The 22,625-nt window shown below is 72.3% G+C and carries 18 protein-coding genes; 7 read left to right on the top strand and 11 right to left on the bottom strand.

The genetic code is table 11. The features are described from left to right. The first annotated feature begins 162 nt into the window (after window positions 1-162). Window positions 163-774, top strand: a complete 612-nt coding sequence (locus AY578_RS31645) for an HAD domain-containing protein (protein WP_258906654.1) — start codon at window positions 163-165, stop codon at window positions 772-774. A 76-nt stretch (window positions 775-850) separates the two neighbouring features. Here the strand turns inward: AY578_RS31645 and AY578_RS31640 are convergent, their stop codons facing one another. After that, window positions 851-1,657, bottom strand: a complete 807-nt coding sequence (locus tag AY578_RS31640) for an SAM-dependent methyltransferase (protein WP_019527323.1) — start codon at window positions 1,655-1,657, stop codon at window positions 851-853. A 130-nt stretch (window positions 1,658-1,787) separates the two neighbouring features. Further along, window positions 1,788-2,780, bottom strand: coding sequence for a LacI family DNA-binding transcriptional regulator (locus tag AY578_RS31635; RefSeq protein ID WP_037779402.1), 993 nt, complete (start codon window positions 2,778-2,780; stop codon window positions 1,788-1,790). A gap of 359 nt (window positions 2,781-3,139) precedes the next feature. Here AY578_RS31635 and AY578_RS31630 point away from each other — a divergent pair, with 359 nt between their 5' ends. The 5 genes from AY578_RS31630 (at window position 3,140) to AY578_RS31610 (ending at window position 9,343) form a co-directional block, all read left to right on the top strand. Further along, a complete protein-coding gene (locus tag AY578_RS31630; protein ID WP_019527321.1) occupies window positions 3,140-4,066 on the top strand; it encodes a carbohydrate ABC transporter permease in 927 nt (308 codons plus the stop codon). Between the two features lie 4 nt (window positions 4,067-4,070). Further along, window positions 4,071-5,012, top strand: coding sequence for a carbohydrate ABC transporter permease (locus AY578_RS31625; RefSeq protein WP_019527320.1), 942 nt, complete (start codon window positions 4,071-4,073; stop codon window positions 5,010-5,012). Between the two features lie 96 nt (window positions 5,013-5,108). Beyond that, window positions 5,109-6,446, top strand: a complete 1,338-nt coding sequence (locus AY578_RS31620) for an ABC transporter substrate-binding protein (RefSeq protein WP_019527319.1) — start codon at window positions 5,109-5,111, stop codon at window positions 6,444-6,446. Between the two features lie 74 nt (window positions 6,447-6,520). After that, the gene (locus tag AY578_RS31615) at window positions 6,521-8,563 is read left to right on the top strand and encodes a beta-galactosidase (protein WP_028961021.1); all 2,043 of its coding nucleotides are present in this window, start codon (window positions 6,521-6,523) and stop codon (window positions 8,561-8,563) included. Between the two features lie 327 nt (window positions 8,564-8,890). Beyond that, window positions 8,891-9,343 carry a phospholipase gene (locus AY578_RS31610; protein WP_019527317.1) on the top strand — a complete coding sequence of 151 codons (453 nt, stop codon included), beginning with the start codon at window positions 8,891-8,893 and terminating at the stop codon, window positions 9,341-9,343. A 90-nt stretch (window positions 9,344-9,433) separates the two neighbouring features. On the opposite strand, the gene AY578_RS31605 is transcribed toward AY578_RS31610, so the two are convergent. The 6 genes from AY578_RS31605 to AY578_RS31580 all read right to left on the bottom strand — a co-directional run bounded on the left by AY578_RS31605 (window position 9,434) and on the right by AY578_RS31580 (window position 17,778). Continuing rightward, complete coding sequence (locus AY578_RS31605) at window positions 9,434-11,500, bottom strand: iron ABC transporter permease (RefSeq protein ID WP_258906649.1); 2,067 nt, start codon at window positions 11,498-11,500, stop codon at window positions 9,434-9,436. A 3-nt stretch (window positions 11,501-11,503) separates the two neighbouring features. Then, window positions 11,504-12,484 (bottom strand): ABC transporter substrate-binding protein, encoded by a 981-nt coding sequence (locus AY578_RS31600; protein ID WP_258906648.1) that lies wholly within the window; start codon window positions 12,482-12,484, stop codon window positions 11,504-11,506. Further along, window positions 12,481-13,281: an ABC transporter ATP-binding protein gene (locus AY578_RS31595; protein WP_052183362.1), complete on the bottom strand. Its 801-nt coding sequence runs from the start codon at window positions 13,279-13,281 to the stop codon at window positions 12,481-12,483. Before AY578_RS31595 ends, AY578_RS31600 begins: the two co-directional genes overlap by 4 nt. 132 nt (window positions 13,282-13,413) lie before the next feature. Next, complete coding sequence (locus AY578_RS31590) at window positions 13,414-14,571, bottom strand: spore photoproduct lyase family protein (RefSeq protein ID WP_258906646.1); 1,158 nt, start codon at window positions 14,569-14,571, stop codon at window positions 13,414-13,416. Between the two features lie 388 nt (window positions 14,572-14,959). Next, complete coding sequence (locus tag AY578_RS31585) at window positions 14,960-17,236, bottom strand: catalase (protein WP_028961016.1); 2,277 nt, start codon at window positions 17,234-17,236, stop codon at window positions 14,960-14,962. A gap of 311 nt (window positions 17,237-17,547) precedes the next feature. Continuing rightward, entirely contained in the window at window positions 17,548-17,778 is a 231-nt protein-coding gene (locus tag AY578_RS31580) for a hypothetical protein (RefSeq protein WP_019527311.1), read from the bottom strand. A gap of 183 nt (window positions 17,779-17,961) precedes the next feature. Here AY578_RS31580 and AY578_RS31575 point away from each other — a divergent pair, with 183 nt between their 5' ends. Beyond that, on the top strand, window positions 17,962-18,435 hold the full coding sequence (locus tag AY578_RS31575; protein ID WP_019527310.1) for a carboxymuconolactone decarboxylase family protein: 474 nt from the start codon (window positions 17,962-17,964) through the stop codon (window positions 18,433-18,435). A 47-nt stretch (window positions 18,436-18,482) separates the two neighbouring features. Here the strand turns inward: AY578_RS31575 and AY578_RS31570 are convergent, their stop codons facing one another. The 3 genes from AY578_RS31570 to AY578_RS31560 are packed head-to-tail and all read right to left on the bottom strand — an operon-like array spanning window position 18,483 to window position 22,617. Beyond that, window positions 18,483-20,393 carry an amylo-alpha-1,6-glucosidase gene (locus AY578_RS31570; RefSeq protein ID WP_136237485.1) on the bottom strand — a complete coding sequence of 637 codons (1,911 nt, stop codon included), beginning with the start codon at window positions 20,391-20,393 and terminating at the stop codon, window positions 18,483-18,485. Further along, window positions 20,390-21,820 (bottom strand): MGH1-like glycoside hydrolase domain-containing protein, encoded by a 1,431-nt coding sequence (locus tag AY578_RS31565; protein WP_136237486.1) that lies wholly within the window; start codon window positions 21,818-21,820, stop codon window positions 20,390-20,392. Before AY578_RS31565 ends, AY578_RS31570 begins: the two co-directional genes overlap by 4 nt. Beyond that, window positions 21,817-22,617 (bottom strand): sugar phosphate isomerase/epimerase family protein, encoded by an 801-nt coding sequence (locus AY578_RS31560; RefSeq protein WP_136237487.1) that lies wholly within the window; start codon window positions 22,615-22,617, stop codon window positions 21,817-21,819. The genes AY578_RS31565 and AY578_RS31560 overlap by 4 nt, the downstream gene beginning before the upstream one ends. Between the last annotated feature and the right edge of the window lie 8 nt (window positions 22,618-22,625).

The following is a 22,625-nucleotide window of genomic DNA, read 5'->3' as shown; positions in this document are numbered from 1 at the left end:
TGCTGGCGCAGTGCCGGTCCCTCCGACCCCGCGGGTCGATGACCGCACGACTACAACAGAGATCGACACTAGCACGGCGATCGCGGAAGCACTGTGACGGGCGTCGCCCGCCCCTCTCCCCCGGGCTGGAAATCGCCGCCCGCGACGGGAAAGATCCGGTCCGTGAAGCGACCGTTGCTGTTCCTGGACGTGGACGGCCCCCTCAATCCCTACGCGGCCCAGCCCGAGAGGCGCCCCGAGGGATACACCACCCTCAGGGTCCCCCGTGACGCCGCCCTGGTTGACGAGGTGAGCCTGTCGTCCCGCCGGCGCACCGTGCGGGTCTGGCTCAATCCGGCCCACGGACGTGCCCTGCTCGGGCTGGGATATGACCTGTGCTGGGCGACGACATGGATGGCCGAGGCCAACCACTGGATCGCACCGGTCCTCGGCCTCCCCGAACTCCCCTACGTCGACTTCGGCGACGCGCTTTTCCGGGAGCGCCCCGACGGCGTCCACTGGAAGACCGCGTCGCTGGTCGAGCACGCCGCCGGCCGCCCCTTCGCCTGGGTGGACGACGAACAGACCGCACCGGACCGGGCGTACGTCGACGCCCATCACCCCGGACCGGCGCTCCTGCACCACGTCGACCCGCGCATCGGCCTCCGCGACGACGGCTTCCACGCCCTCACGGACTTCGCACGCTCCGTGGACGACTCACAGGACTCCGGCCCGCGGCTGTTCCGCCAGGCCAGGGTCACAGCCTCGCCGCTCCGCTCCTGGTACCCCCGATGACGGGCAGGAACCAGAAGGCCGCCAGCCGTTCCGGGTCGTGGCAGCCGACCACCAACTCGGTGAGCCGGCCGGCCTCTTACGCCGTCCCGCCGGCCGGCACCCGCGCCACGCCCGCGTAGATCCCGCTGTCCTCCGCCGCCGGCGCGGGCTCCCCACGGAACCACTCCGGGGCCGTCACCAGGCCCGGATCGACCAGCTCGAGGCCGTCGAAGAAGCGGGCGACCTCGTCGCGGGTGCGGAAGCCGAGGCGGATGCCGGCGCGGGCGTACTCCTCGGTGACCTTGGCGGCCAGGTCGGAGTGGAGGTCGGACGCGGCGTGGGACAGCACGAGGTGGCTGCCAGGCGGCAGCGCGCCCACCAGCTCCCGGACGATGCCCTGCGGGTCCTGGTCGTCGGGGAGGAAGTGGAGAAGGGCGATCAGGGACACGGCGATCGGCCGCGAGAAGTCGAGTACGTCGCGGGCGTGCCGCAGGATCTCGCCGGGGTCGCGGACGTCGGACTGGACGTAGTCCGTGGTGCCCTCGGGGCTGCTGACGAGCAGCGCCTCGGCGTGACGCAGCACGATCGGGTCGTTGTCGACATATACGATCCGCGCCGCCGGGACCACGCGCTGCACTATCTGGTGGAGGTTCGGCTCGGTGGGTATGCCGGTGCCGATGTCGAGGAACTGGTCGACGCCCTGGTCCGCGAGCCAGGCGGCGGCGCGGTGCATGAACGCGCGGTTCTGCCGGGCGGCGTCCTTGGCCTGCGGCGGCAGCTTACGCCCGACGGCCTCGTCGACCGGGTAGTTGTCCTTGCCGCCCAGCAGCCAGTCGTAGACCCGCGCGGGCTGGGCCCTGCTGGTGTCGGTCCGTGGCGAGGTGGGGGGTGTGCCCGTCGGCATGACACGTCCGTTCCGATGAGTGCGACGGCTCTGGCGCCCTGACGATCATGAGTCTCGCACACCAACGTCCCTGCCGACAGGGGTGGTTGATTCCTCGACGACCGACAGGACCCGTCGACGGACGCGCCTTTCAGCGCCCCGGTGGCGGCGGCGCCGTGCTCTCCCTCACCACCAGCCGCGCCGGCACCAGCGTGGTGCCCCCCTCCCACTCCTCCTGCCGCACCTTCCGCAGCACCGCCTGCACGCACAGCCGCCCCACCTCGGCGAAGTCCTGGTGCAGGGTGGTCAGCGGGGGCAGGAACGACGACGCCTCGGGGATGTCGTCGAAGCCGACCACGCTGACGTCCTCCGGCACCCGTCTGCCGTGCTCGTGCAGTGCCCTCAACAGCCCCAGCGCCATCTGGTCGTTGGCGGCGAAGACGGCCGTGCAGTCCTCGCGGGCGGCGAGTTCGAGGCCGGCCCGGTAGCCGGACTCGGCCGACCAGTCGCCGCGCACCAGCGGCGGCAGTTCCCGGCCCGCCTCGGTGAGCGCGGCGCGCCACGCGTCCTCACGGCGCTGCGCCGCGAACGAGTCGTCGGGGCCCGCGAGATGCCATACCGTGCGGTGGCCCAGGCCGAGCAGGTGCTGCACGGCGGCGCGGGTACCGCCGTGCTGGTCGGTGTCGACGACCGTGTAGCGGTCGCCGGCGTCGGAGTCGACGACCACCACCTGCACGTGCGGCGGGAGTTGGACCGTCGCCGCGTCCAGGAGGTGCACCTCCATGATGACGATCACGGCGTCGACGGCGAGCTCCTCGAGGCGCGTGAACGCCCCGCGCACCTCGTCCTGCGTGGGCACGGCGACCGGCAGCAGCGTCACCGCGTACCCCTCGCTCGCCGCGGAGTTGGCGATGGCCTCCAGGGTGCGCACGTTTCCGGTGGTGGAGAGCGAGAACGTGATCACGCCTATGGTGCGGAACTCGCCCCGCTTCAGGGCTCGGGCGGCGCTGTTCGGCCGGTAGCCGAGCTCCTTCATCGCGGCGAGCACCTGGCGGCGGGTCTCCTCGGTCACCCCGGGGTAGCCGTTGGAGACGCGGGAGACCGTCTGGGCCGACACCCCCGCGAGCCGGGCCACGTCCGCCATGGAGGCGGTGGCGCGGGCCCGGGTGCGGCGCCGGGGTGCGGGCGCGGCCGTCCCCCGGCCGTCTCCCGCCGCCGTGGCGGCCGGGCCGCCCGGGTTCACCGCCGCGTCGTCGACCGTCTCCACGTGCTTCCCCCCCGCCTTCCTGTCTCTCGTGTCACGGTCCGTCTGAGGACCCTTGACCGTCGTCATCGGGGCAGTGTAGACATGCCGCCACCGGATGTTTACGTAAACATAACAGCTCACGGCGTTTCCCGGCCGGGTGATGTTTACGCAACCATCCGGACCGGGCGACCTGCCGCCCGGCTTCGTGCCGGGTGCCGAGCCGCTGGTTACCGGAACGCCGAACAGCGAGGAATCTCATGACGACGCTGCAACCGCCGGCGGCCGCAGAGCCGCGGCCGGCCCCGCCTCCGGTGAGACGGGACCGGCGCTCATGGAAGGGCTGGGGGTTCATCGGCCCGTTCGCGGCCGTGTTCGCCCTGGTGTTCCTCGCACCGATCGCCTACTCGGTCTACCTCAGCCTGTTCCGCGACCAGCTCATCGGCGGCACCACGTTCGTCGGTCTGGAGAACTACCAGCAGGCGATCAAGGACGAGTTGTTCTGGGCGTCGCTGGGCCGGGTCGCGCTGTTCCTGGTGATCCAGGTGCCGATCATGCTGGGCATCGCCCTTCTGGTGGCGCTCGCCCTGGACAGCGGCCGGCTCTACGGCAAGAGCTTCTTCCGCATCACGATCTTCCTGCCGTACGCGGTGCCCGCCGTGGTCGCCACCCTGATGTGGGGCTTCATGTACGGCACCAAGTACGGCCTGGTCGGGGACTTCAACTCCGCCTTCGGCTGGTCGCTGCCCGACCCGCTCTCCGCCGACCTGGTGCTGGCCTCCATCGGCAACATCGTCACGTGGGAGTTCGTCGGCTACAACATGCTGATCTTCTACGCGGCGCTGCGGGTCGTCCCGCACTCCCTGTACGAGGCGGCGGAGATCGACGGCGCGAGCCAGTGGCGGGTGATCACCGCGATCAAGCTGCCCGCCATCCGCGGCGCGCTGGTCATCGCGACGATCTTCTCCATCATCGGCAGCTTCCAGCTCTTCAACGAGCCGAGCATCCTGCGTCCGCTGGCCCGCAACGCCATCACGACGGACTACACGCCGAACTTCTACACGTACTCGCTGTCCTTCAGCGGCCAGCAGCACAACTACTCCGCGACCGTGGCCATCATCATGGGCCTGATCACGATGGTGGTCGCCTATGTCGTGCAGCTTCGCGGCATGCGCAAGGGAGCGTGACCCGATGACCACCCCTGTCACCACCCCCGCACCGGCCGCCGCGGCCCCCGCCGGCGTGAGCAGCCCCCCGCGTCTGCGGCGCGTCAAGGACCACCGCCCGGGCCGGCCCCGGCGCAGCAAGCTGCTGACCGTGCTGACCTCGCTGGTCGTCCTGTACACCGTGGTCCCGCTGATCTGGCTCGTGATCAACGCCACCAAGACACAGTCGGGTCTGGCGAACTCAGGCGGCCTGTGGTTCGCGGACGATTTCGCACTGTGGGAGAACATCCGGGACACGTTCACCTACGGCGACGGCATCTTCACCCGCTGGCTGCTCAACACCCTGCTGTACGTGGTGCTGGGCGCGGGCGGCGCGACCCTGCTGGCGGTGCTCGGCGGGTATGCGCTGGCGAAGTTCGACTTCCCCGGCAAGCGCGGCGTGTTCGCCACGGTGATCGGCGCGGTGGCGGTGCCGGGCACCGCGCTGGCCGTCCCCACCTTCCTGATGTTCAGCAAGATGGGGCTCACCGACACCCCATGGGCGGTGATCCTGCCGTCGCTGGTGTCGCCGTTCGGCCTCTATCTGATGTGGGTCTTCGCCAGTGAGGCGATCCCCACGGAGCTGCTGGAGGCCGCCCGGATGGACGGCGCGGGCGAGGCGCGGACGTTCTTCACGGTCGCGCTTCCGCTGCTCGCCCCCGGGATCGTGACCGTGCTGCTGTTCACCACGGTCGCCACCTGGAACAACTACTTCCTGCCGCTGATCATGCTCAAGGACCCGGACTGGTATCCCCTGACGCTGGGCCTGAGCGCGTGGAACTCCCAGGCGGAGACCGTCGGCGGCGAGGTCGTCTTCAACCTGGTGATCACCGGTTCCCTCCTCACGATCCTGCCGCTCGTCGTCGCGTTCCTGTTCCTGCAGAAGTACTGGCAGTCGGGTCTCGCCGCCGGAAGCGTCAAGGAGTGACCCGGCGGCCCTCCGGCCGCCCTCACGCCTCTCCCTCCCCACGTCTGTCTCCCCCACCCCTGCCCTGTCCCACCACGAAGAAGTGGATCCACACTCATGCGCAGAAGGACCAGCCGCCTGCTGGGCGGCATCGCCCTCGTGACCTCCCTCGCCCTGGGCGCCACCGCCTGCGGCGGCTCGGACGACGGCGCCGGCACCGAGTCGGTCTCCGCCGAGGACATCCAGGCGGCCCTGGACAAGGGCGGCACGGTCACCGTCTGGTCGTGGGAGCCCACGCTGAAGACGGTCGCCGCCGACTTCCAGAAGAAGTACCCCAAGGTCAAGATCAACCTGGTGAGCGAGCGCTCCGGCGACAAGCACTACACGGCGCTGTCGAACGCCATATCGGCGGGCAAGGGGGTCCCGGACGTCGCGCAGCTCGAGTACTTCTCGGTCGGCCAGTACTCCCTGACCAAGGGCCTGACCGACCTGTCGGGCTTCGGCGCGGGCAAGCTGGCCTCGCAGTACACGGCGGGCCCGTGGAACGCCGTCACCGAGGGCGACAAGGTGTACGGCCTGCCGATGGACTCCGGTCCGATGGCGCTGTTCTACAACAAGAAGGTCTTCGACACGTACAAGATCGCCGTCCCGACCACCTGGGACGAGTACCTGGACGCGGCCCGCAAGCTGCACAAGGCCGACCCGAAGGCGTACATCGCCAACGACACCGGTGACGCCGGTTTCACCACCAGCCTGCTGTGGCAGGCCGGTTCGCGGCCCTACAAGGTCGACGGCACCAGTGTGAAGATCGACTTCAGTGACGCCAGCGCCAAGAAGTTCACGACCGTCTGGCAGAAGCTGATCGACGAGAAGCTGCTCGCGCCCGTCACCAGCTGGACCGACGACTGGTACAAGGGCCTTGGCGACGGCTCCATAGCCACGCTGTCCACCGGCGCCTGGATGCCCGCCAACTTCGAGTCCGGCGTGCCGAACGCCTCCGGCCAGTGGCGCGTGGCCCCGCTGCCCGCGTGGACCAAGGGCGACAAGGCCAGCGCGGAGAACGGCGGCAGCGCGCTGACCGTCCCGGCGCTCGCCAGGAACAAGGAACTGGCCTACGCCTTCGTGGAGTACGCCAACTCCGGTGAGGGCGTCGCCTCCCGTGTCTCCGAGGGCGCCTTCCCCGCCACGCAGGCGGAGCTGAAGTCCGCCGAGTTCCTCGGCAAGGAGTTCCCGTACTTCGGCGGCCAGAAGGCCAACGAGATCTTCGCCGACTCCGCCGCGAACGTCGCCGACGACTGGTCGTACCTGCCCTTCCAGGCGTACGCCAACTCGATCTTCAACGACACCGTCGGCAAGGCCTACATCTCCGGCACGCGCCTCGAGGACGGTCTGAAGGCCTGGCAGGACGCCTCGGTGAAGTACGGCGAGGAGCAGGGCTTCACCGTCGAGAAGTAGCCACACGCACCACCCGCGGGGCGGCGCGCACCATGCCGCGCGCCGCCCCCGACGCGCCCACCGGAAGGACCACCATGATCTCCACCCTCCTGTCCCGCAGCGCCGGGCCGGACGGTGACACCGCCCCCCGTCTCCTCTTCGGCGCCGACTACAACCCGGAGCAGTGGCCCCGGTCCGTGTGGGAGGAGGACGTCCGGCTGATGCGGGAGGCCGGCGTCAACGTCGTGTCCGTCGGGATCTTCTCCTGGGCCCGGCTCCAGCCCACGGCGGACAGCTGGGACTTCGGCTGGCTGGACGACGTGCTCGACCTGCTGCACGAGGGCGGCGTCGGCGTCGACCTGGCCACCGCGACCGCCTCCCCGCCGCCGTGGCTGACCACCGCCCACCCGGAGGTCCTCCCGGTCACCGCGACCGGCGAGACCCTGTGGCCGGGCGCCCGCCAGCACTGGCGCCCCACCTCCCCCGTCTTCCGCGAGCACGCGCTGCGCCTGGTGCGGACGCTCGCCGAGCGCTACCGCGACCACCCCGCGCTCGTCGCCTGGCACGTCAGCAACGAGCTGGGCTGCCACAACGTGTACGACTACTCCGACGACGCGGCCCGCGCCTTCCGGGAGTGGCTGCGCGCCCGGTACCGCACGCTGGACGCGCTCAACGACGCCTGGGGCACGGCGTTCTGGTCGCAGCGCTACTCCGCGTGGGAGCAGATCCTGCCGCCGCGTCTGGCCGCCTCGCACCCCAACCCGACGCAGCAGCTGGACTTCAAGCGGTTCTCGTCGGACGCGCTGAAGGACCATCTGCGCGCCGAGCGGGACCTGCTGCGCGAGATCACCCCGGACGTTCCGGTCACCACCAACTTCATGGTGATGGGCAACACCAAGGGCATGGACTACGCGGACTGGGCGGAGGAGATCGACTTCGTCTCCAACGACCACTACGTGCACCCCGGTCCGCAGGACCGCGACGAGCTGTCCTTCTCCGCCAACCTCACCAGCGGCATCTCCGGCGGCCGGCCGTGGTTCCTGATGGAGCACTCCACCAGCGCCGTCAACTGGCAGCCGGTGAACGTGGCCAAGCGCCCCGGCGAACTGGCCCGCGACTCCCTGCTGCACGTGGCGCACGGCGCGGACGCGGTGTGCTTCTTCCAGTGGCGGCAGTCGGCGGCGGGCGCCGAGAAGTACCACTCGGCGATGGTGCCGCACGCCGGCGCGGACAGCGACCTGTTCCGCGCGGTCGCCGAACTCGGCGCCACGCTGGGGAAGCTGGCTCCGGTGGCCGGCAGCGAGCGGGAGCCCGCGAAGGTCGGCATCATGTACGACTGGGACTCCTGGTGGGCGAGCGAGCAGGACTCGCACCCCACGGCGCTGCTGCAGTACCGGCAGGAGGCCCTCGACTGGTACTCGGCGCTGCTGCGTCTCGGCATCCGCGCCGACCTGGTCACCACCCGCTCGGACCTCCAGCGCCACCAGGTGCTGATCGCGCCCGTGCTGCACATGGTGCCCGCCGACCTGGCCAAGACGCTCACCCGCTACACCGAGCAGGGCGGCCATCTGATCACGACGTACTTCTCCGGGGTCGTCGACGAGCACGACCATGTGTGGCTCGGCGGCTATCCGGGCGCCCTGCGGGACCTGCTGGGCATCCGGGTCGAGGAGTTCGCGCCGCTGCTCGCGGGCGACAGCGTGGAGCTGGACGACGCCACGACCGGCACGCTGTGGACCGACCGGATCACGGTGACCGCCGACGACACGGACGTCCTGGTCCGCTACCGCACCGGCGAGCAGGCAGGGCGGCCCGCCGTCACCCGGCGCCCGTCGGGCCGCGGCACCGCCGCCTACGTCTCCACACGGCTCGGCGTCGACGGGCTCGCGTCGCTGCTGCCGCGTCTGCTGGAACCGGCCGGCGTGGAGAGCGAACTGCCTGCCGGGGCGCGGGGATCGGTCGAGCCGGTGGTGCGCCGGGGTCCCGGGGGACGGTTCGTGTTCCTGGTGAACCGCACCGACGAGACCGTCCCGGTGCCGGGGCTCGACGGCGAGGTGCTGCTCGGCGAGACAGGCGCCGACGGCTCCCTCACTCTCGGACCGCGTGCCGTCGCCGTCCTGCGGCAGCCCGCCTCCTGACGGGCGGCCGCCGCACCTCCCCCGGAACGGCCTGTGCCGTTGCGGGGGCGTTCCCTCCCGGCCGTGCCCGCGGCCGGGCGTACCACCAGAGTGCGGACGTGACGGACTGCTCCCCGCCTCCCCTGTGACGAGCGGCCCGGTGGGTGACCATCGGGCCGCTCATTCGTACCGGGTCATCGATGGTGACTCGCGTGGTTTTTCCGGAACCGGGCCACCATGTCGCCAAGTATCTGCGGTAGTTGCGGTGTAAACCGACCATCCGTACGGGCATCAATTGTCATGAACCTGCGGTCCGGTGGTCGGGCCGCAGCCTCATGGAGGTGTGGGATGCACCGAAGACTCGCCGCCGCACTCGCCACCCCGGCCCTCGCCCTCGTCGGCGTCCTCGGCACGGCCACCGCCGCCGACGCGGCTCCCGCCGACAAGCCGCAGGTCCTGGCCAGTTGGACCCAGACCAGCGCATCGAGCTACAACCAGTGGGCCGCCGCCCGCGCCAACCAGGGCGCCTGGGCGGCCTACGGGTTCGACTGGTCCACCGACTACTGCTCCTCCTCCCCCGACAACCCCTTCGGCTTCCCGTTCCAGAACGCCTGCGCCCGTCACGACTTCGGCTACCGCAACTACAAGGCCGCCGGCTCCTTCAGCGCCAACAAGTCCCGGCTCGACAGCGCCTTCTACGAGGACCTCAAGCGTGTGTGCAACGGTTACAGCGGCGCCACCGCGACCGCCTGCAACAGCACCGCGTGGACCTACTACCAGGCCGTCAAGGCCTTCGGCTGACCGTCACACCGGACAGACACGTCGGGCCTCGCGGCCGGGGGCAACCCCTCGCCGCGAGGCCCGCGGTGACATCGTGACCTCTCGCGCCCGTCAACGGCGGGCGCGCACCAGCACGTGGAGGAAGTACGGCGTGCCGATCACCGCCGTCATCAGGCCGGCGCCCAGCTGGGCCGGGGCGATGACGGTGCGGCCGAGCAGGTCCGCCGTGCACACCAGGACCGCGCCCAGCAGCACCGCGACCGCCAGCACCCGGTTGTGCCGGCGGCCGACCAGGGCGCGCGCGGCGTGCGGGGCCACCAGGCCGACGAAGCCGATGGTGCCCGCCGCGGCCACGGCGGTCGCCGTGAGCAGCACGCTCAGGACGAGGAAGCCGAGCCGGCCCCGCGCGAGGTCCAGGCCGAGCAGCCTCGGCGTGTCCTCGTCCAGGGCGACCAGGTCGAGTTCCCGGTGCCGTACGCCCGCCACCGCCACACCGCCCGCGAGCACGGCCGCGAGGGGCAGTACGTCGGGCAGGTCGCGGCCGTAGGTGGAGCCGGACAGCCAGGTGAGCGCCTTGGTGGCGTTGAACGGGTCGGTGAGCACGATCAGGAGGCTGATCACGGCGGTCGTCCCGGACGCCACGCCGATGCCGACGAGCACCAGCCGGTTCTGCTGGAAGCCCCCGCGCGCCGCGAGCCCGAACACGAGGACCGAGGCGAGCGCGGACCCCGCGAAGGCGGCGGCCGAGATGCTCCATCCCCCGGCCGTCGGGACGGTGGTCACCAGCACGACCGCGCCGAGCGCGCCGCCGCCGGAGACGCCGAGGACGGAGGGTTCGGCAAGGGGGTTGCGGGTGACGGCCTGGACGAGCGTGCCGGCCAGCGCGAGGGCCGCGCCGGCGAGGAGCGCGGCGAGCACCCGGGGAGTGCGGGTGTCCAGGACGAAGGAGACGGTCCGTCCTGCGTTCCCCTGCGCCCAGTTGGCCACGTCGCCCAGCAGCAGTTCGTGGTCGCCGAGCAGCAGGCCCGCGACGGTGACTCCGGCCAGAACGAGGACCAGCGTCACGAGTGTGACGACGAACGCCGTGCGGCTGCGGATGCTGAGCTTGTCGGGCGCGGCGGCGCCTCCGGTGTCGCGCAGCCGGGCCGCCATCACCACCAGGAACGCCGCACCCACGAAACTGGTGACCACGCCGGTGGGCACCGCGACGGCGGTGTCGGCCTCGACCAGGGCGCGCAGCAGCACGTCCGCGCCGAGCACCAGCGCGGCGCCGACGAGACCGGTGACCAGGGCGCCCACGCGCAGCCGCCGTGCGCCGCGGACCCACCGGGCGAGAGGGCGGGCGAGCGCCGGGGCGCACAGGCCGACGAAGCCGATCGGTCCCGCGAGGGTGACGGCCGCGGCGGACAGCAGCGTCGCCAGCACGACGGCCGTGACACGGGTGGCCCGCACCGGCACCCCGAGGCCGCGCGCGGTGTCGTCGCCGAGCGCCAGGGCGTCCACCCGGCGCGCGACGAGGAGCAGCCCGGCGAGGCCGATGACGACGACGGGCAGCATCTGCAGCACGCCGTCGAAGCCGTTCTGGCCGATGCTGCCCTGGTTCCACTGGTACAGGCCCTCGGTCTCCTCCGGGAACAGCAGGAGCAGCCCTTCGGTGACGGCGGTCAGGCCGAGCGCGAGCGCGGTGCCGGCCAGGACGAGGCGTACGGTGCCGGCGCCGAGTCCGGACAGGCCGAGGACGACGGCCGCCGCGCCCAGGCCGCCCGCGAAGGCGACGGCCGAGGAGGCGACCAGCGGCAGGGACAGGCCGGTGACGGTGACGGCGCCGAGCGCGAAGTAGGAGCCCGCGTTGACGGCGAGGGTGTCCGGGGACGCCAGGACGTTGCGGCTGACGGCCTGGAGGGCGAGGCCCGCGACGCCGAGGGCTGCGCCCACGAGGAGACCCGCGGCCGTCCGGGGCAGCCGCGAGGCGATGACGACGGACGCGTCTCCCGGGTCGGCCCGGCCGGTGAGGGCCTTGAGGACCTCGGCCGGGCCGACCGCGGCCGTGCCCTGGGTGATGTCGGCGACGGCGAGGGCGGCGACCAGGAGCACGAGCGCGGTCGTCACCGCGGCCGCGCCCGCCCGGGACGGAACCGTCTCCGGGCGGACGGTGGGAGGGGTGGCGGTGACGGCCATCGGCTACTTCGTCAGCGCCGCGACGAGGGCGTCGACGTAACGCTCCATCGAGCCGGTGCCGCCGAACATCCAGATGCCGTCGTCCAGGCGGTGCACGTCGCCGGACTTCACGAACGGCAGGGACTTCCAGACGGAGTTGTTCCTCAGTTCCTTGCCGAACGGGTCGCTTGCGGTGTCCTGCTCGTTGCCGATGTAGGCGAACTGCACGTCGCCCAGGGCGGTCAGGCCCTCGACGTCGGTGGCGGCGAGGCCGTACGCCTCGTCACCCTTGAGCTTCCACGCGTTCTTCAGGCCCAGCCGCTCGTTGATCCCGCCGACGAGGGAGCCGGAGGTGTAGGGGCGCAGGGAGACCTGGTTGGAGACGACGTAGCCGTCGGCGAAGGCGATCCCGGCGCCCTTGAGGCCGGCGTCCTCGATCGCCTCGGCGCCCTCGGCGAGCTTGGCGTCGAAGTCCTTCTTCAGGGTGGCGGCCCGCTCGGTGGTGCCGGTGGCCTTCGCGATGAGGTCGAGGTTCTCCAGCATCTGCCCGACCGGGTCGGAGGCGTCGGCGGACTTCACCTCGAGGACCGGGGCGATCTTCCGCAGCTGCTTCACGGCGCCGGCCTGGAGGTCGGTGGTGGCGACGATGAGGTCGGGGTCGAGCGCGGCGACGGTGTCCATGCTGGGCTCGCCGCGGGTGCCGATGTCCTTGGCGTCGTGGGTGAGCGGCACGGCGCTGTCCCAGGTCTTGTAGCCCTTGACGTCGGCCACGCCGACGGGCTCCACGCCGAGGGAGAGGAGGTGCTCGACGACGTTCCACTCGGTGCCGACGACCTTCGTGGCGGGGCCGTCGAGTTCCACCTTCGCGCCGGACGCGTCGGTGAGGGTGACGGGCTGGGACGACGCCTTGGGCGCGTCGTCGGCCGCGGGTTCGGTGGTGCCGCAGGCGGCGAGCAGCAGGGCAGCGGCGGCGGCCAGGGGCGCGGTGCACAGGAGGCGTCTCATGAGGTGGTGCTGAGCCTTTCGCTTCGGGTGTGGTGACGGCCGAGGGCACGGGTGCGCAGACGGCCGGTGAGGGGGTCGGTGTCGACCTCGATGCGGATGCCGTAGACGTCGGTCAGCCGCTCGGGGGTGAGGACGTCCTCGGGTGCCCCCTCGGCGACGACGCGTCCGTCCGCGAGGAGCACGATGCGGTCGGCGACGGCGGCCGCCTGGTCGAGGTCGTGCAGCACGACCCCGACGGCGATGCCCTGGTCGTCCGCCAGATCGCGTACGAGGTCGAGGAGTTCGACCTGGTAGCGCAGGTCGAGGAAGGTGGTCGGCTCGTCGAGGAGGAGCACGCCGGTCTCCTGGGCGAGGCAGCCGGCCAGCCAGACGCGCTGGAGCTGTCCGCCGGAGAGGTGTTCGGCGCCGCGGTCGGCGAGGTCGGTGACGCCGGTGAGGGCGAGGGCGCGGTCGACGGCGGCCCGGCCGCCCGGGTCGGCGCCGCCCCAGCGGCCGCGGTGCGGGTAGCGGCCGAACTCCACGACGTCGCGCACGCTCAGTCCGCTCGGCGTGGGCCGGCTCTGCAGCAGCAGCGCGACATGGCGGGCGAACTCGCGGGGGCCGAGCGCGAGCGCGTCGGTGGCCGCGTCGAGCGTGAGGGCGGCGTGCCGGGGGCGCTGGAGCCGGGCGACGGTCCGCAGCAGGGTCGACTTGCCGCTGCCGTTGGGGCCGACGAGGGCGGTCACCTCGCCGGGGCGCAGCGTCAGCTCCGCGTCGTGCACGACGTCCGTGCCGTCGTACGCCACGGTCACGCCCATGGCCGCCAGTTCATGCCCTCTCAGGCCCGAGGACGTGTTGTCACCTGGAATCACGAGGCAAGGTTAGCCTAACCTTATTTCTCGGGACAGGGGGGTGACCTGCGGGGTCTTCGGAGGCCGGCGGACATCGCCTCAGAACGCGTACCGGACGCCCAACCAGGGTGTGCGGCGCTCGATGATCTCGCGGAGCTCGGCGAGGGCCTGGCGTTTGACGCCCGCGTGGTAGCGGAGGTTGAGGGCGCCGTTCTGGGAGCGCTTGGTCTCCTGCAGCTCGGGCTGCCACAGGACGTCCTCGCCGCGCGGGTGCCAGCGGAGGTTGACCTCGTGCAGGTCCGCGTTGTGGGTGAGCATGATGACCTCGGCCAGCGCCTGGCGCTTCACCCGCTCGGGCAGTACGTCGTCCATCTGCCGCAGCAGTTCGTCCCACGCGTCCTGCCAGCCGGGGCGGACGACGACCGGCGACAGGTTGAAGTGCACCTCGTAGCCCGCGTCGAGGAAGTCCGCGGCGGCGGCGATCCGCCGGTCCACCGGGCTGGTGCGCAGGTCCAGCAGACGCGAGTCGTCGCCCGGCATCACCGAGAAGCGGATACGGGTCCGGCCGCGCGGGTCCAGCTCCAGCAGGTCCGGGTTGACGAACTTGGTCGCGAACGACGCCTTCGCGGTGGGCCAGTCGCGGAAGGCGTGGATCAGGTCGGCGGTGTTGTCGCAGACGAGGGCGTCGACCGAGCAGTCGCCGTTCTCCCCGATGTCGTACACCCACGCCTCCGGGTCGCACTGGTTCGGCTCCGTCTTGGGGCCCTGCGCGGCGACGTGGCGGCCGAGGTGGGCGATGATCGCGTCGATGTTCGTGAACAGGGTGATGGGGTTGGCGAAGCCCTTGCGGCGGGGGACGTAGCAGTACACGCAGGAGAGGGCGCAGCCGTTGGAGGGGCCGGGGGCGATCCAGTCCGCGGAGCGGCCGTTGGGGCGGGTGGTGAGCTTCTTTCTCACGCCGAGGACGAGGGTTTCGCGCTTGATGCGCATCCAGCGGTCGGCGCTGCCCTCGTTGCCGTGCAGGTCGGGGATGCGCCAGTGGGAGGGGACCTCGATGAGGCGGGCCTCGGGGTAGCGGGCGAGGATCTGGCGGCCTCGGGGGGAGGCGGCTGCCGCCGGTTCCGCGTGGATCTCTTTCACCGCGAGGAGGCGGTGGGCTTCGCGGGAGTCGCGGAAGGAGGTGGTTGTCGGTTCCGCCGGCTGCGGCTCCGGGAGGGGGAGCTGGTCGATGCCGAAGAGGGGGTCTTGCGGGGGCATGGGGCGGCTTCCGGGGTGGGGGTTTCCAGGGTACGGCCGCGGGCCGGTGGGGGCCGGTCGCGCAGTTCCCCGCGCCCCTGAGGGGGGTGCCCGTCCGGTGCGGGTGCGGGTCGGTGGGGGTTGATCGCGCAGTTCCCCGCGCCCCTGAAGGGGCGGGTGGCACCGGTCCCGGGCACGTGCGGGTCGGTGGGGGTTGATCGCGCAGTTCCCCGCGCCCCCGAGGGGGTGCCCGTCCGGTGCGGGTGCGGGTCCGGTGGGGGCTTAGCGCGCAGTTCCCCGCGTCCCTTGGGTGGGTTGCGCTCACCGTGAGTGCAACGCCTTAGGGGCGCGGGGAACTGCGCGACCAGCCACTACGTACCCGCAGCCGTCCGCGCGCCGCAGGCGGCCCTCACGCCCCCGGCGTGAACCGTTCCCACACCCGGTGGGAACCGAGCAGCGTGCGGATCTGGTCCAGGGCCGACGGGCCGGAGTCCGTCACCACGACACCCGGCGCGTCGACGGGAACGCCCGCGGCCTCCAGCCCCGCCTCACCTCCCGCCCACGCCCCGATCGCCTTCCCGTGACGGAACGCCTCCTGGAGCAGCTGCGCGACCCGCGGGTCGGGAGCAGCCGCCCCGGCCCCCGGCGCCCCCTTCCCGTCCGTCGCCCCCACCGCGTCCGGACCCACGGCCGGCGGCCCGGCGAGCAGCACCGCGTCGAACTCGATCGACCGCGCCGTGACGTGGCTGCGCTGCGCCGTCAGGGCGTGGTCGCCCGTACCGACCGTGCCGGCCTTCGGCGCGACGACCAGCGGGATCATCCCGGCTTCCAGCACGGCGTCCCGCACCGCGTGCACGCCCTCCAGGTCGCCGTCGGGGCCGGTGAGGATGCCGATGACGCGCCCGTCGACCGGCCACGTCCCGCCGAGCTGGGACAGCGCCGGGCTGGGCTCGACGTCGGCGAGCGGCACCGTCGGTTCCGGCGCGGGCAGGCCGAGCCCGTCCGCGACCCGGGAGCACAGTTCGGGGTCGATGTTGGCCAGCACCTGGAGCGTGCGGACGCGGATGGCCTCCTCGTAGCACTTGCCCAGCTCGAAGATGTACGCGCCGATGATGTGCTCGCGCTCCACCGGGCTCATGGAGAGCCAGAAGCGGCGGGGCTGGCTGAAGTGGTCGGAGAAGGACTCCGGCGCCTCGCGCACCTTCCGCCCCTCGGGCACGGTCACCGGCGTCTCGACGAAGGCGCCCATGTCGGCGCCCGCGGTGAACGGGCAGCCGCCGTCGAGGGAGTTGGGCTGGTACGGCGCGACGCCCCGGTGCACGGCGGTCTGGTGCATGCCGTCGCGGAGCATGTCGTTGACGGGCGCGTGCGGCCGGTTGATGGGCAGCTGCGGGAAGTTGGGGCCGCCGAGCCGGGTGATCTGGGTGTCGAGGTAGGAGAACAGCCGGCCGGCGAGCAGCGGGTCGTCGGTGACGTCGATGCCGGGCACGAGGTGGCCGACGTGGAAGGCGACCTGCTCGGTCTCCGCGAAGAAGTTCGAGGGGTTGCGGTTGAGCGTCATCAGCCCGACGGGCTGCACCGGGGCCAGCTCCTCCGGGACGATGTTCGTCGGGTCGAGCAGGTCGATGCCCTCGAAGGTCTGGTCCGGGGTGTCGGGGAAGGTCTGGATGCCCAGCTCCCACTGCGGGTAGGCGCCCGCCTCGATCGCGTCGGCGAGGTCACGGCGGTGGAAGTCGGGGTCGTTGCCGTTGATGAGCTGCGCCTCGTCCCACACCAGGGAGTGCACGCCCAGCTTGGGCTTCCAGTGGAACTTGACCAGGGTCGTCTTCCCCTCCGCGTTGACGAGGCGGAAGGTGTGGACGCCGAAGCCCTCCATCATCCGGTACGAGCGCGGGATGCCCCGGTCGCCCATGAAGAAGATGGTGTGATGGGTGGCCTCGGTGTGCAGCGAGACGAAGTCCCAGAAGGTGTCGTGGGCGCTCTGGGCCTGCGGGATCTCCCGGTCCGGGTGCGGCTTGGCGGCGTGCACGACGTCGGGGAACTTGATGGCGTCCTGGATGAAGAAGACCGGGATGTTGTTGCCGACCAGGTCGAAGACGCCCTCGCTGGTGTAGAACTTCGTCGCGAAGCCGCGGGTGTCGCGCACGGTGTCGGCGGAGCCGCGCGAGCCGACGACCGTGGAGAAGCGTACGAAGACCGGTGTCTCGACGTCCGGGCCGAGGAAGCCGGCCTTGGTCACGGAGGCGGCCGTGCCGTAGCTCTGGAAGACGCCGTGCGCGCCGGCTCCGCGGGCGTGGACCACGCGCTCCGGGATGCGCTCGTGGTCGAAGTGCATGATCTTCTCGCGCAGATGGTGGTCCTGGAGCAGGACCGGGCCGCGCGGGCCCGCCTTGAGCGAGTGGTCGGTGTCGTACAGCCGGGTGCCCTGGGCGTTCGTCAGATGGCTGCCGGACTGGGCCATACGGGCCTGGTCGGCGCCCGTGGGGGAACCGGTGGGCGAGACGGTGGCGGGGCCGCTCTGGTCGGGCTTGGGCGGCAGCGGCTCACGGGGTTCCACCGGCCGCTCCACCGTGGGCGGTTCGGGGGCGGGACGGCCGGGGATGCCGTCGGACGGTGCCGAGACGCCGTCCTCCAGGGCCTGGGCGACCTTCTTGACGGCGCGACGGACGGGGTTGGCCTCGCTCATTGGATGTTGCTCCTCCGCTTCGGACCGGCCACGACGGGGTGGCCGTGCTGCTTCACTTGCCGACTGCGGGTGACCTCGGGACGCAAGGTGCGAAAGGGACGTCGACCTCCGTCAACGTCTCATGGCTCGTTGCCCCGCGCAGGAGACGCCCGCCGTTGGAGTGACCTCGGGCCCCCCGGCCCCCGCGTCACACCGTCCGGGTCTCCGCGCACCTTCCCTCCCGGTGATCCGACCGCTCCCGCCGCGTACCCCTCACGACCGTTTCAAGGCACACCGATTTCACGCCGAAGCGGTCCGGGAGTGATCCGGTGTCAGAAGAGCTGCCCCTGTTCGGCCTCGGGGCCAGGCCGGCGCGGGCCGGCGCGGCGCGGGGCGGGACGGCGCTCCGGGACCTCGTCGCCGAAGAGCGGCGCGGTGCCGTACTCGTCCGGTTCGGCGGGGACGACGACGGGGCCGGTGCCCACGTTGAGGCAGAGCGGGGCCTCGCTGTCGAAGTCCCCGGGCGTCATCGCCGTCCAGTCGCGTTCCCGACGCTCGCCCACCCGGCACCCCCGCTCCCCGTCCACCCGGAAAGGTTATCGGCAGGTCCGGTGCCCGCCGGACGCCGCGTCGTACGACGACACGGAGCGATGAGACGTAGGTCACACGGCGGGGGCTGTCACACATCGCGGGGCTGTTCCGTCAGTGAAGCGACACCGTCACGACGGACCGACCATGGAGAGCACATGAACGCGCGTATCGACTTCTTCGCCAACCCCGTCGCAGGCAAGGTGCTGCGGCACATCAACTCGGCGGGCAAGGCCGCGGGGGACGCCGGTCTGCCGCACGCCACCCAGGAGCTGGTGAAGATCCGCGCCAGCCAGATCAACGGCTGCGGCTTCTGCACCGACATGCACACCAAGGACGCCGCCGCCGCGGGCGAGACCCAGCTGCGTCTCAACCTGGTCGCCGCCTGGCGCGAGGCCACCGTCTTCACGGAGGCGGAGCGCGCCGCGCTCGAACTGGCCGAGCAGGGCACCCGGATCGCGGACGCGGCCGGCGGGGTCACCGACGAGGCGTGGGCGAACGCGGCGAAGCACTACGACGAGGACCAGCTCGCCGCGCTGATCTCGCTGATAGCGATCATCAACGCCTACAACCGGATCAACGTCATCAACCAGCAGCCCGCGGGCGACTACCAGCCCGGCATGTTCGGCTGAGCCTCACCGGGGAAAGGGGCCCCTCCCACCGGGAGGAGCCCCTTCCGTCACACCTGGCCGAGCGCGGTGCGCAGGGCCGCCGGGGTGGCCGCCGCCCACGCCTGCGGCGAACAGGAGTGCGGGTACGGCACCGGGGCGGGGGCGTCCGCGCGGCCGTACCCGGCGAACACCTCGGGCAGCCGGTGGCCGCAGCGGGCGGCGGCCGCGGCGAGCCCGTCGGCGAGGGCGCGCACCTCGTCGCCGAGGCCGTACCGGGCGAGGCCCAGCGCGATCAGCGCGTTGTCGTGCGGCCAGGCGCTGCCGCAGTGGTACGACAGCGGATGGTAGGGCGCCTGTCCGCTCGCGAGGGTCCGTACGGCCCAGCCGGAGAAGAAGTCCGGCTCCAGCAGCCGCCGCCCGGTGACACGGGCCCGATCCTCGTCGAGGATGCCCGACCACAGCAGATGGCCCGCGTCGGAGCCCAGGGCGTCGGCCTGCCGGCCCTCGCCGTCCAGGGCGAGCGCGGGGAAGCCGGCCTCCGGCATCCAGAAGTCCCGCAGGAAGCGCTCGCGCAGTCCGGCCGCGAGGTCGTCGAGGCGGCGGGCGTAGTCCTCGTCGTCCCAGACGTCCCTGGCCAGCCGGGCGGTGCGCAGCAGCGCGTCGTAGGCGTAGCCCTGCACCTCGGAGACGGCGAGGGGACCCTCGGCGACCGTGCCGTCGGCGAAGCAGATCGAGCCCGGGGAGTCCTTCCAGTTCTGGTTGAGCAGGCCGCCCGGGTCCGGGGTGTAGACGAGGTAGCCGCGCTCCTGGAGTCCGCCGTCGGTGAGCATCCAGTCGACGGCGCGGCGGGCGTGCTGCTCCAGGCGCGCGGCGAGCGTGCGGTCGCCGGTGGTCTCGTGGTGGGCGTGCAGCAGGACCAGGAAGAGGGGGGTGGCGTCGACGGTGCCGTAGTAGCGCCCGTAGGGGATCTGCTTGAAGTGGGCGAGTTCGCCCTTGCGGACCTCGTGGACGATGCGGCCGGGCTGCTCGCCGCGGAACGCGTCGTAGGTCTGGCCCTGGGTGGCGGCGAGCGCGCTGAGCGTGGCGGCGGCGGTCTCCGGCGCGTAGGGCAGCAGGAAGTGGGACGTGAGGAGGGAGTCCCGGCCGAACAGGGTGAGGAACCAGGGGCTGCCGGCCGCGGGGACCGCGAGGTCCTCGCCGTCGACGCCGGTGGCGTGGACGGTCAGCAGGTCGAGGTCGGTCATGCCCTGGTCGAAGGCGCGGTCCAGGTCGGACGCGCCGGGCCCCGAGGGCGACGGGACGTGCGCCGTCCTGCGGGGGACGGGCAGGACGGGCGTGTGCGGGCGGGCGTGGACGAGGAGGCGCAGCTCGGCCCTGCCGTGCGGTTCGAGGGCGAGCTGCCAGCGCAGGGTGCGGGCGGTGCCGCCGTCCGGCGTCTCGCGCACGGATTCGGGGGCGGGCTCGCACTCCACGACCGTACGGGAGTGCCAGTCGTCCCTGCGGTAGTCGAACCGGACGCCTCCGTGCACCGGCTGGGCGGTGTGCTCGGCGCCGGGCCGCTCGTACGTCCGCCGGTCGGCGCGGAGTTCGAAGAGGTCGGCGAAGTCCGCGTCGGCGGTGAGCTCCAGTTCCGCGGTGACCGGCTCGGGGAGGTTGCTGACGAAGGTCAGGCGCTCGGTGAGGACGCCGCCCGTGACGCTCTGGTCGCGGAACACCGTGTAGGCGGGCGGGGCCTCGCGGGTGCCGGCGGGGGTCAGGACGCTGACGGAGGAGGCGCCGGCCGGGTCCTCCTCGGCGGGCCGGAGCGTGACGGGCGCGGCCCCGGCGACGCGGAGCTGCCAGCGGCTGAGGTGGCGCGCGTCGTGGGCGAACAGTCCGTCGGGGGCGGTGCCGCCCACGCCGTCGATGTCGCCGGCCGGGCCCAGTCGGGCGAGCGTGCCGTCGCGCACGAGCTGCACGCGCCCGGTGGTCTCGGTCATCGGGAGAGCTCCTCTTGGTCGGTGCGGGACAGGGGCGCGTCGTGGTGGGAGGCCGGCACGTCCGGGTCGTGGCCGGTGTGGAGCAGGTCCAGGGCGAGGGCGGCCGTCCACGAGAACTGGCGGGCGCCGCGGCCCTCGCCGGTCAGCGGGTCGACGTACTCGGCGAAGCCGGTGCGTCCGGCCTCCGCGAGCACTGCCTCGCGCAGGGTGTGGGCCCGTGCGTCCCGGCCGTGGGTGCGCAGCCCGCGTTCGACGAGCCAGGCGGTGTTGAACCAGGCGGGGCCGCGCCAGTAGCGGGTGGCGTCGAAGGTCGTGCCGGTCAGGTCGTTGCTGGGGACGAGCCCGGTGGCGGGCGCCTCGAAGTGCGGGCCGTCCAGGGTGTCCGTCAGGGCGCGGACGACGTCGGCGGGCAGTCCGGGGACGACCAGCGGGAGGAGGCCCGCGATGCCGGTGTGGTCGACGAGGGTGCCGTCGACGAGGTCGCGGGCGCGGAAGATCCCGGCGTCGTCGTCCCACAGGCGGTCCACGAGCCGGCGGGTGAGCTCGGCGGCTCGTTCGGTGTGGCGGGCGCCGTCCTGCCCGAGGTGGTCCGCCATGCGGGCGAGGGCGAGTTCGCCGGTGACGAGGAGGGCGTTGAAGCCGGGGTCCTCCAGGGCGAACTCGTGGCGGGTGGCGCGGTCGTCGTAGCCGGCCTCGCGGTAGGTGGACGCGAGCCGTACGTAGCGGCCGTAGTCCAGGTCGGTGGGCCGGTCGGCGGGGTCGCCGTGGTCGAGGTCGGCGCGGCGGAAGGTGCCGGCGGCCGGTTCGACGCGGGCGAGGGCGCGGTCCCAGGCGGGGCTGTTGTCCATGCCGGGTTCCCACGGGTGGACGACCGCCGCCAGTCCCCCGCCGCCGAGGTCACGGCGGGTCAGGAGGTAGTCGTGCCAGGCGGTGAGGCGGGGCAGCACCCGGGCCAGGAAGCCGCGCCGGGCGGACTCGGCGGGGTCGGCGCGGTGCACCAGCCAGGCGGCGAGCGCGTGCACCGGGGGCTGGACGATGCCGGAGGTCTCGGGTGCGGCGGGGGCGCCCGCGGCGTGGCCCGCGCGGGAGGACCGCCAGAAGTCGGGACTCGGGAAGTAGGCGCCGTACGGGACCTCGGGGTTGAAGACGATGTGCGGGAGGCGTCCGTCGGCCCACTGGCCGGCCAGCAGCGACTCGAGTTCCTGCTGGGCGCGGCGCACGGAGAGGTGGCGCAGGCCGATGGCGATGAACGCCGAGTCCCAGCTCCACTGGTGCGGGTAGAGGGTGCGGGAGGGGACGGTGGAGGCTCCGGTCCAGTTGCCGAGGAGGACCCGCGCCGCACCGCGCCGCAGTGTCAGGTGGTCTGCGGACGCGGTGGGCGCGGGCCGGTCGAGGGGGGTCTGCCGGTCGAGGAGGGTGGTCTTCACGCGCCGGACCTCTTCAGGAAGGCGGGGACGGAGCGGACGGCCTCCACGGGGTCGCCGGTGAGCCGGCATTCCAGTGCGAGGTGGCCGTCGTAGCCGATGGTGTGCAGGGCGGTGAGCCAGGCACGCCAGTCGAGGTGTCCCGCGCCGGGCTGGAAGCGGTTGGAGTCGGAGACCTGCGCGTGGCCGATGAGGTCGGCGTGGGCGAGGATCGCGGCGGCGGGGTCGGGCTCCTCGATGTTCATGTGGTAGCTGTCGATGCCGATCCGCACCGAGTCCAGGCCGGTGGCGCGGATCAGGTCGGCGGCCTGGTCGAGTCGGTTGACCATGTGGTCCTCGTAGCGGTTGAGCGGTTCGAGGAAGAGCGTGACACCTTCCCGGCGCGCGTGCTCGCCGAGTTCGGTCAGTCCGGCGAGGAGGATCTCGCGGTCCTCGGCCTCGCTGCGCGGCGGTTCGAAGGGCGGCAGGCGGCGGGAGAACATGCCGTAGGAGGCGGGGGTCTGCGCGCCGGTGCCGCCGATCTCGGCGATGGCGGTGAGCTGGGACTTCATCTGGGTGAGGGCGTCGCGGCGCAGGTCCTCGTCGAAGGCGCCCAGGAAGTGGAGCATGTCGACGCACACGGTCGGCATGACGACGCCGTCCTTGCGGGCCTGCTTCAGCTCGTCGAGGCGGGAGGCGAAGTGCAGGCCGCCCTTGCCGCGGAGTTCGATCGCGTCGTATCCGGCCTGCTGGGCGAACTCCCATTTGGCCTGGAGGGTGTCTCCGGGCAGGAGTTGCTCCTGTACGGCGGTCTTGAGCATGTGGGGGG

It is taken from the genome of Streptomyces thermocarboxydus (genome assembly GCF_024760485.1).
GTDB classification, from domain to species: domain Bacteria; phylum Actinomycetota; class Actinomycetes; order Streptomycetales; family Streptomycetaceae; genus Streptomyces; species Streptomyces cellulosae.
This window is presented reverse-complemented; position numbering and strand designations above follow the sequence as displayed.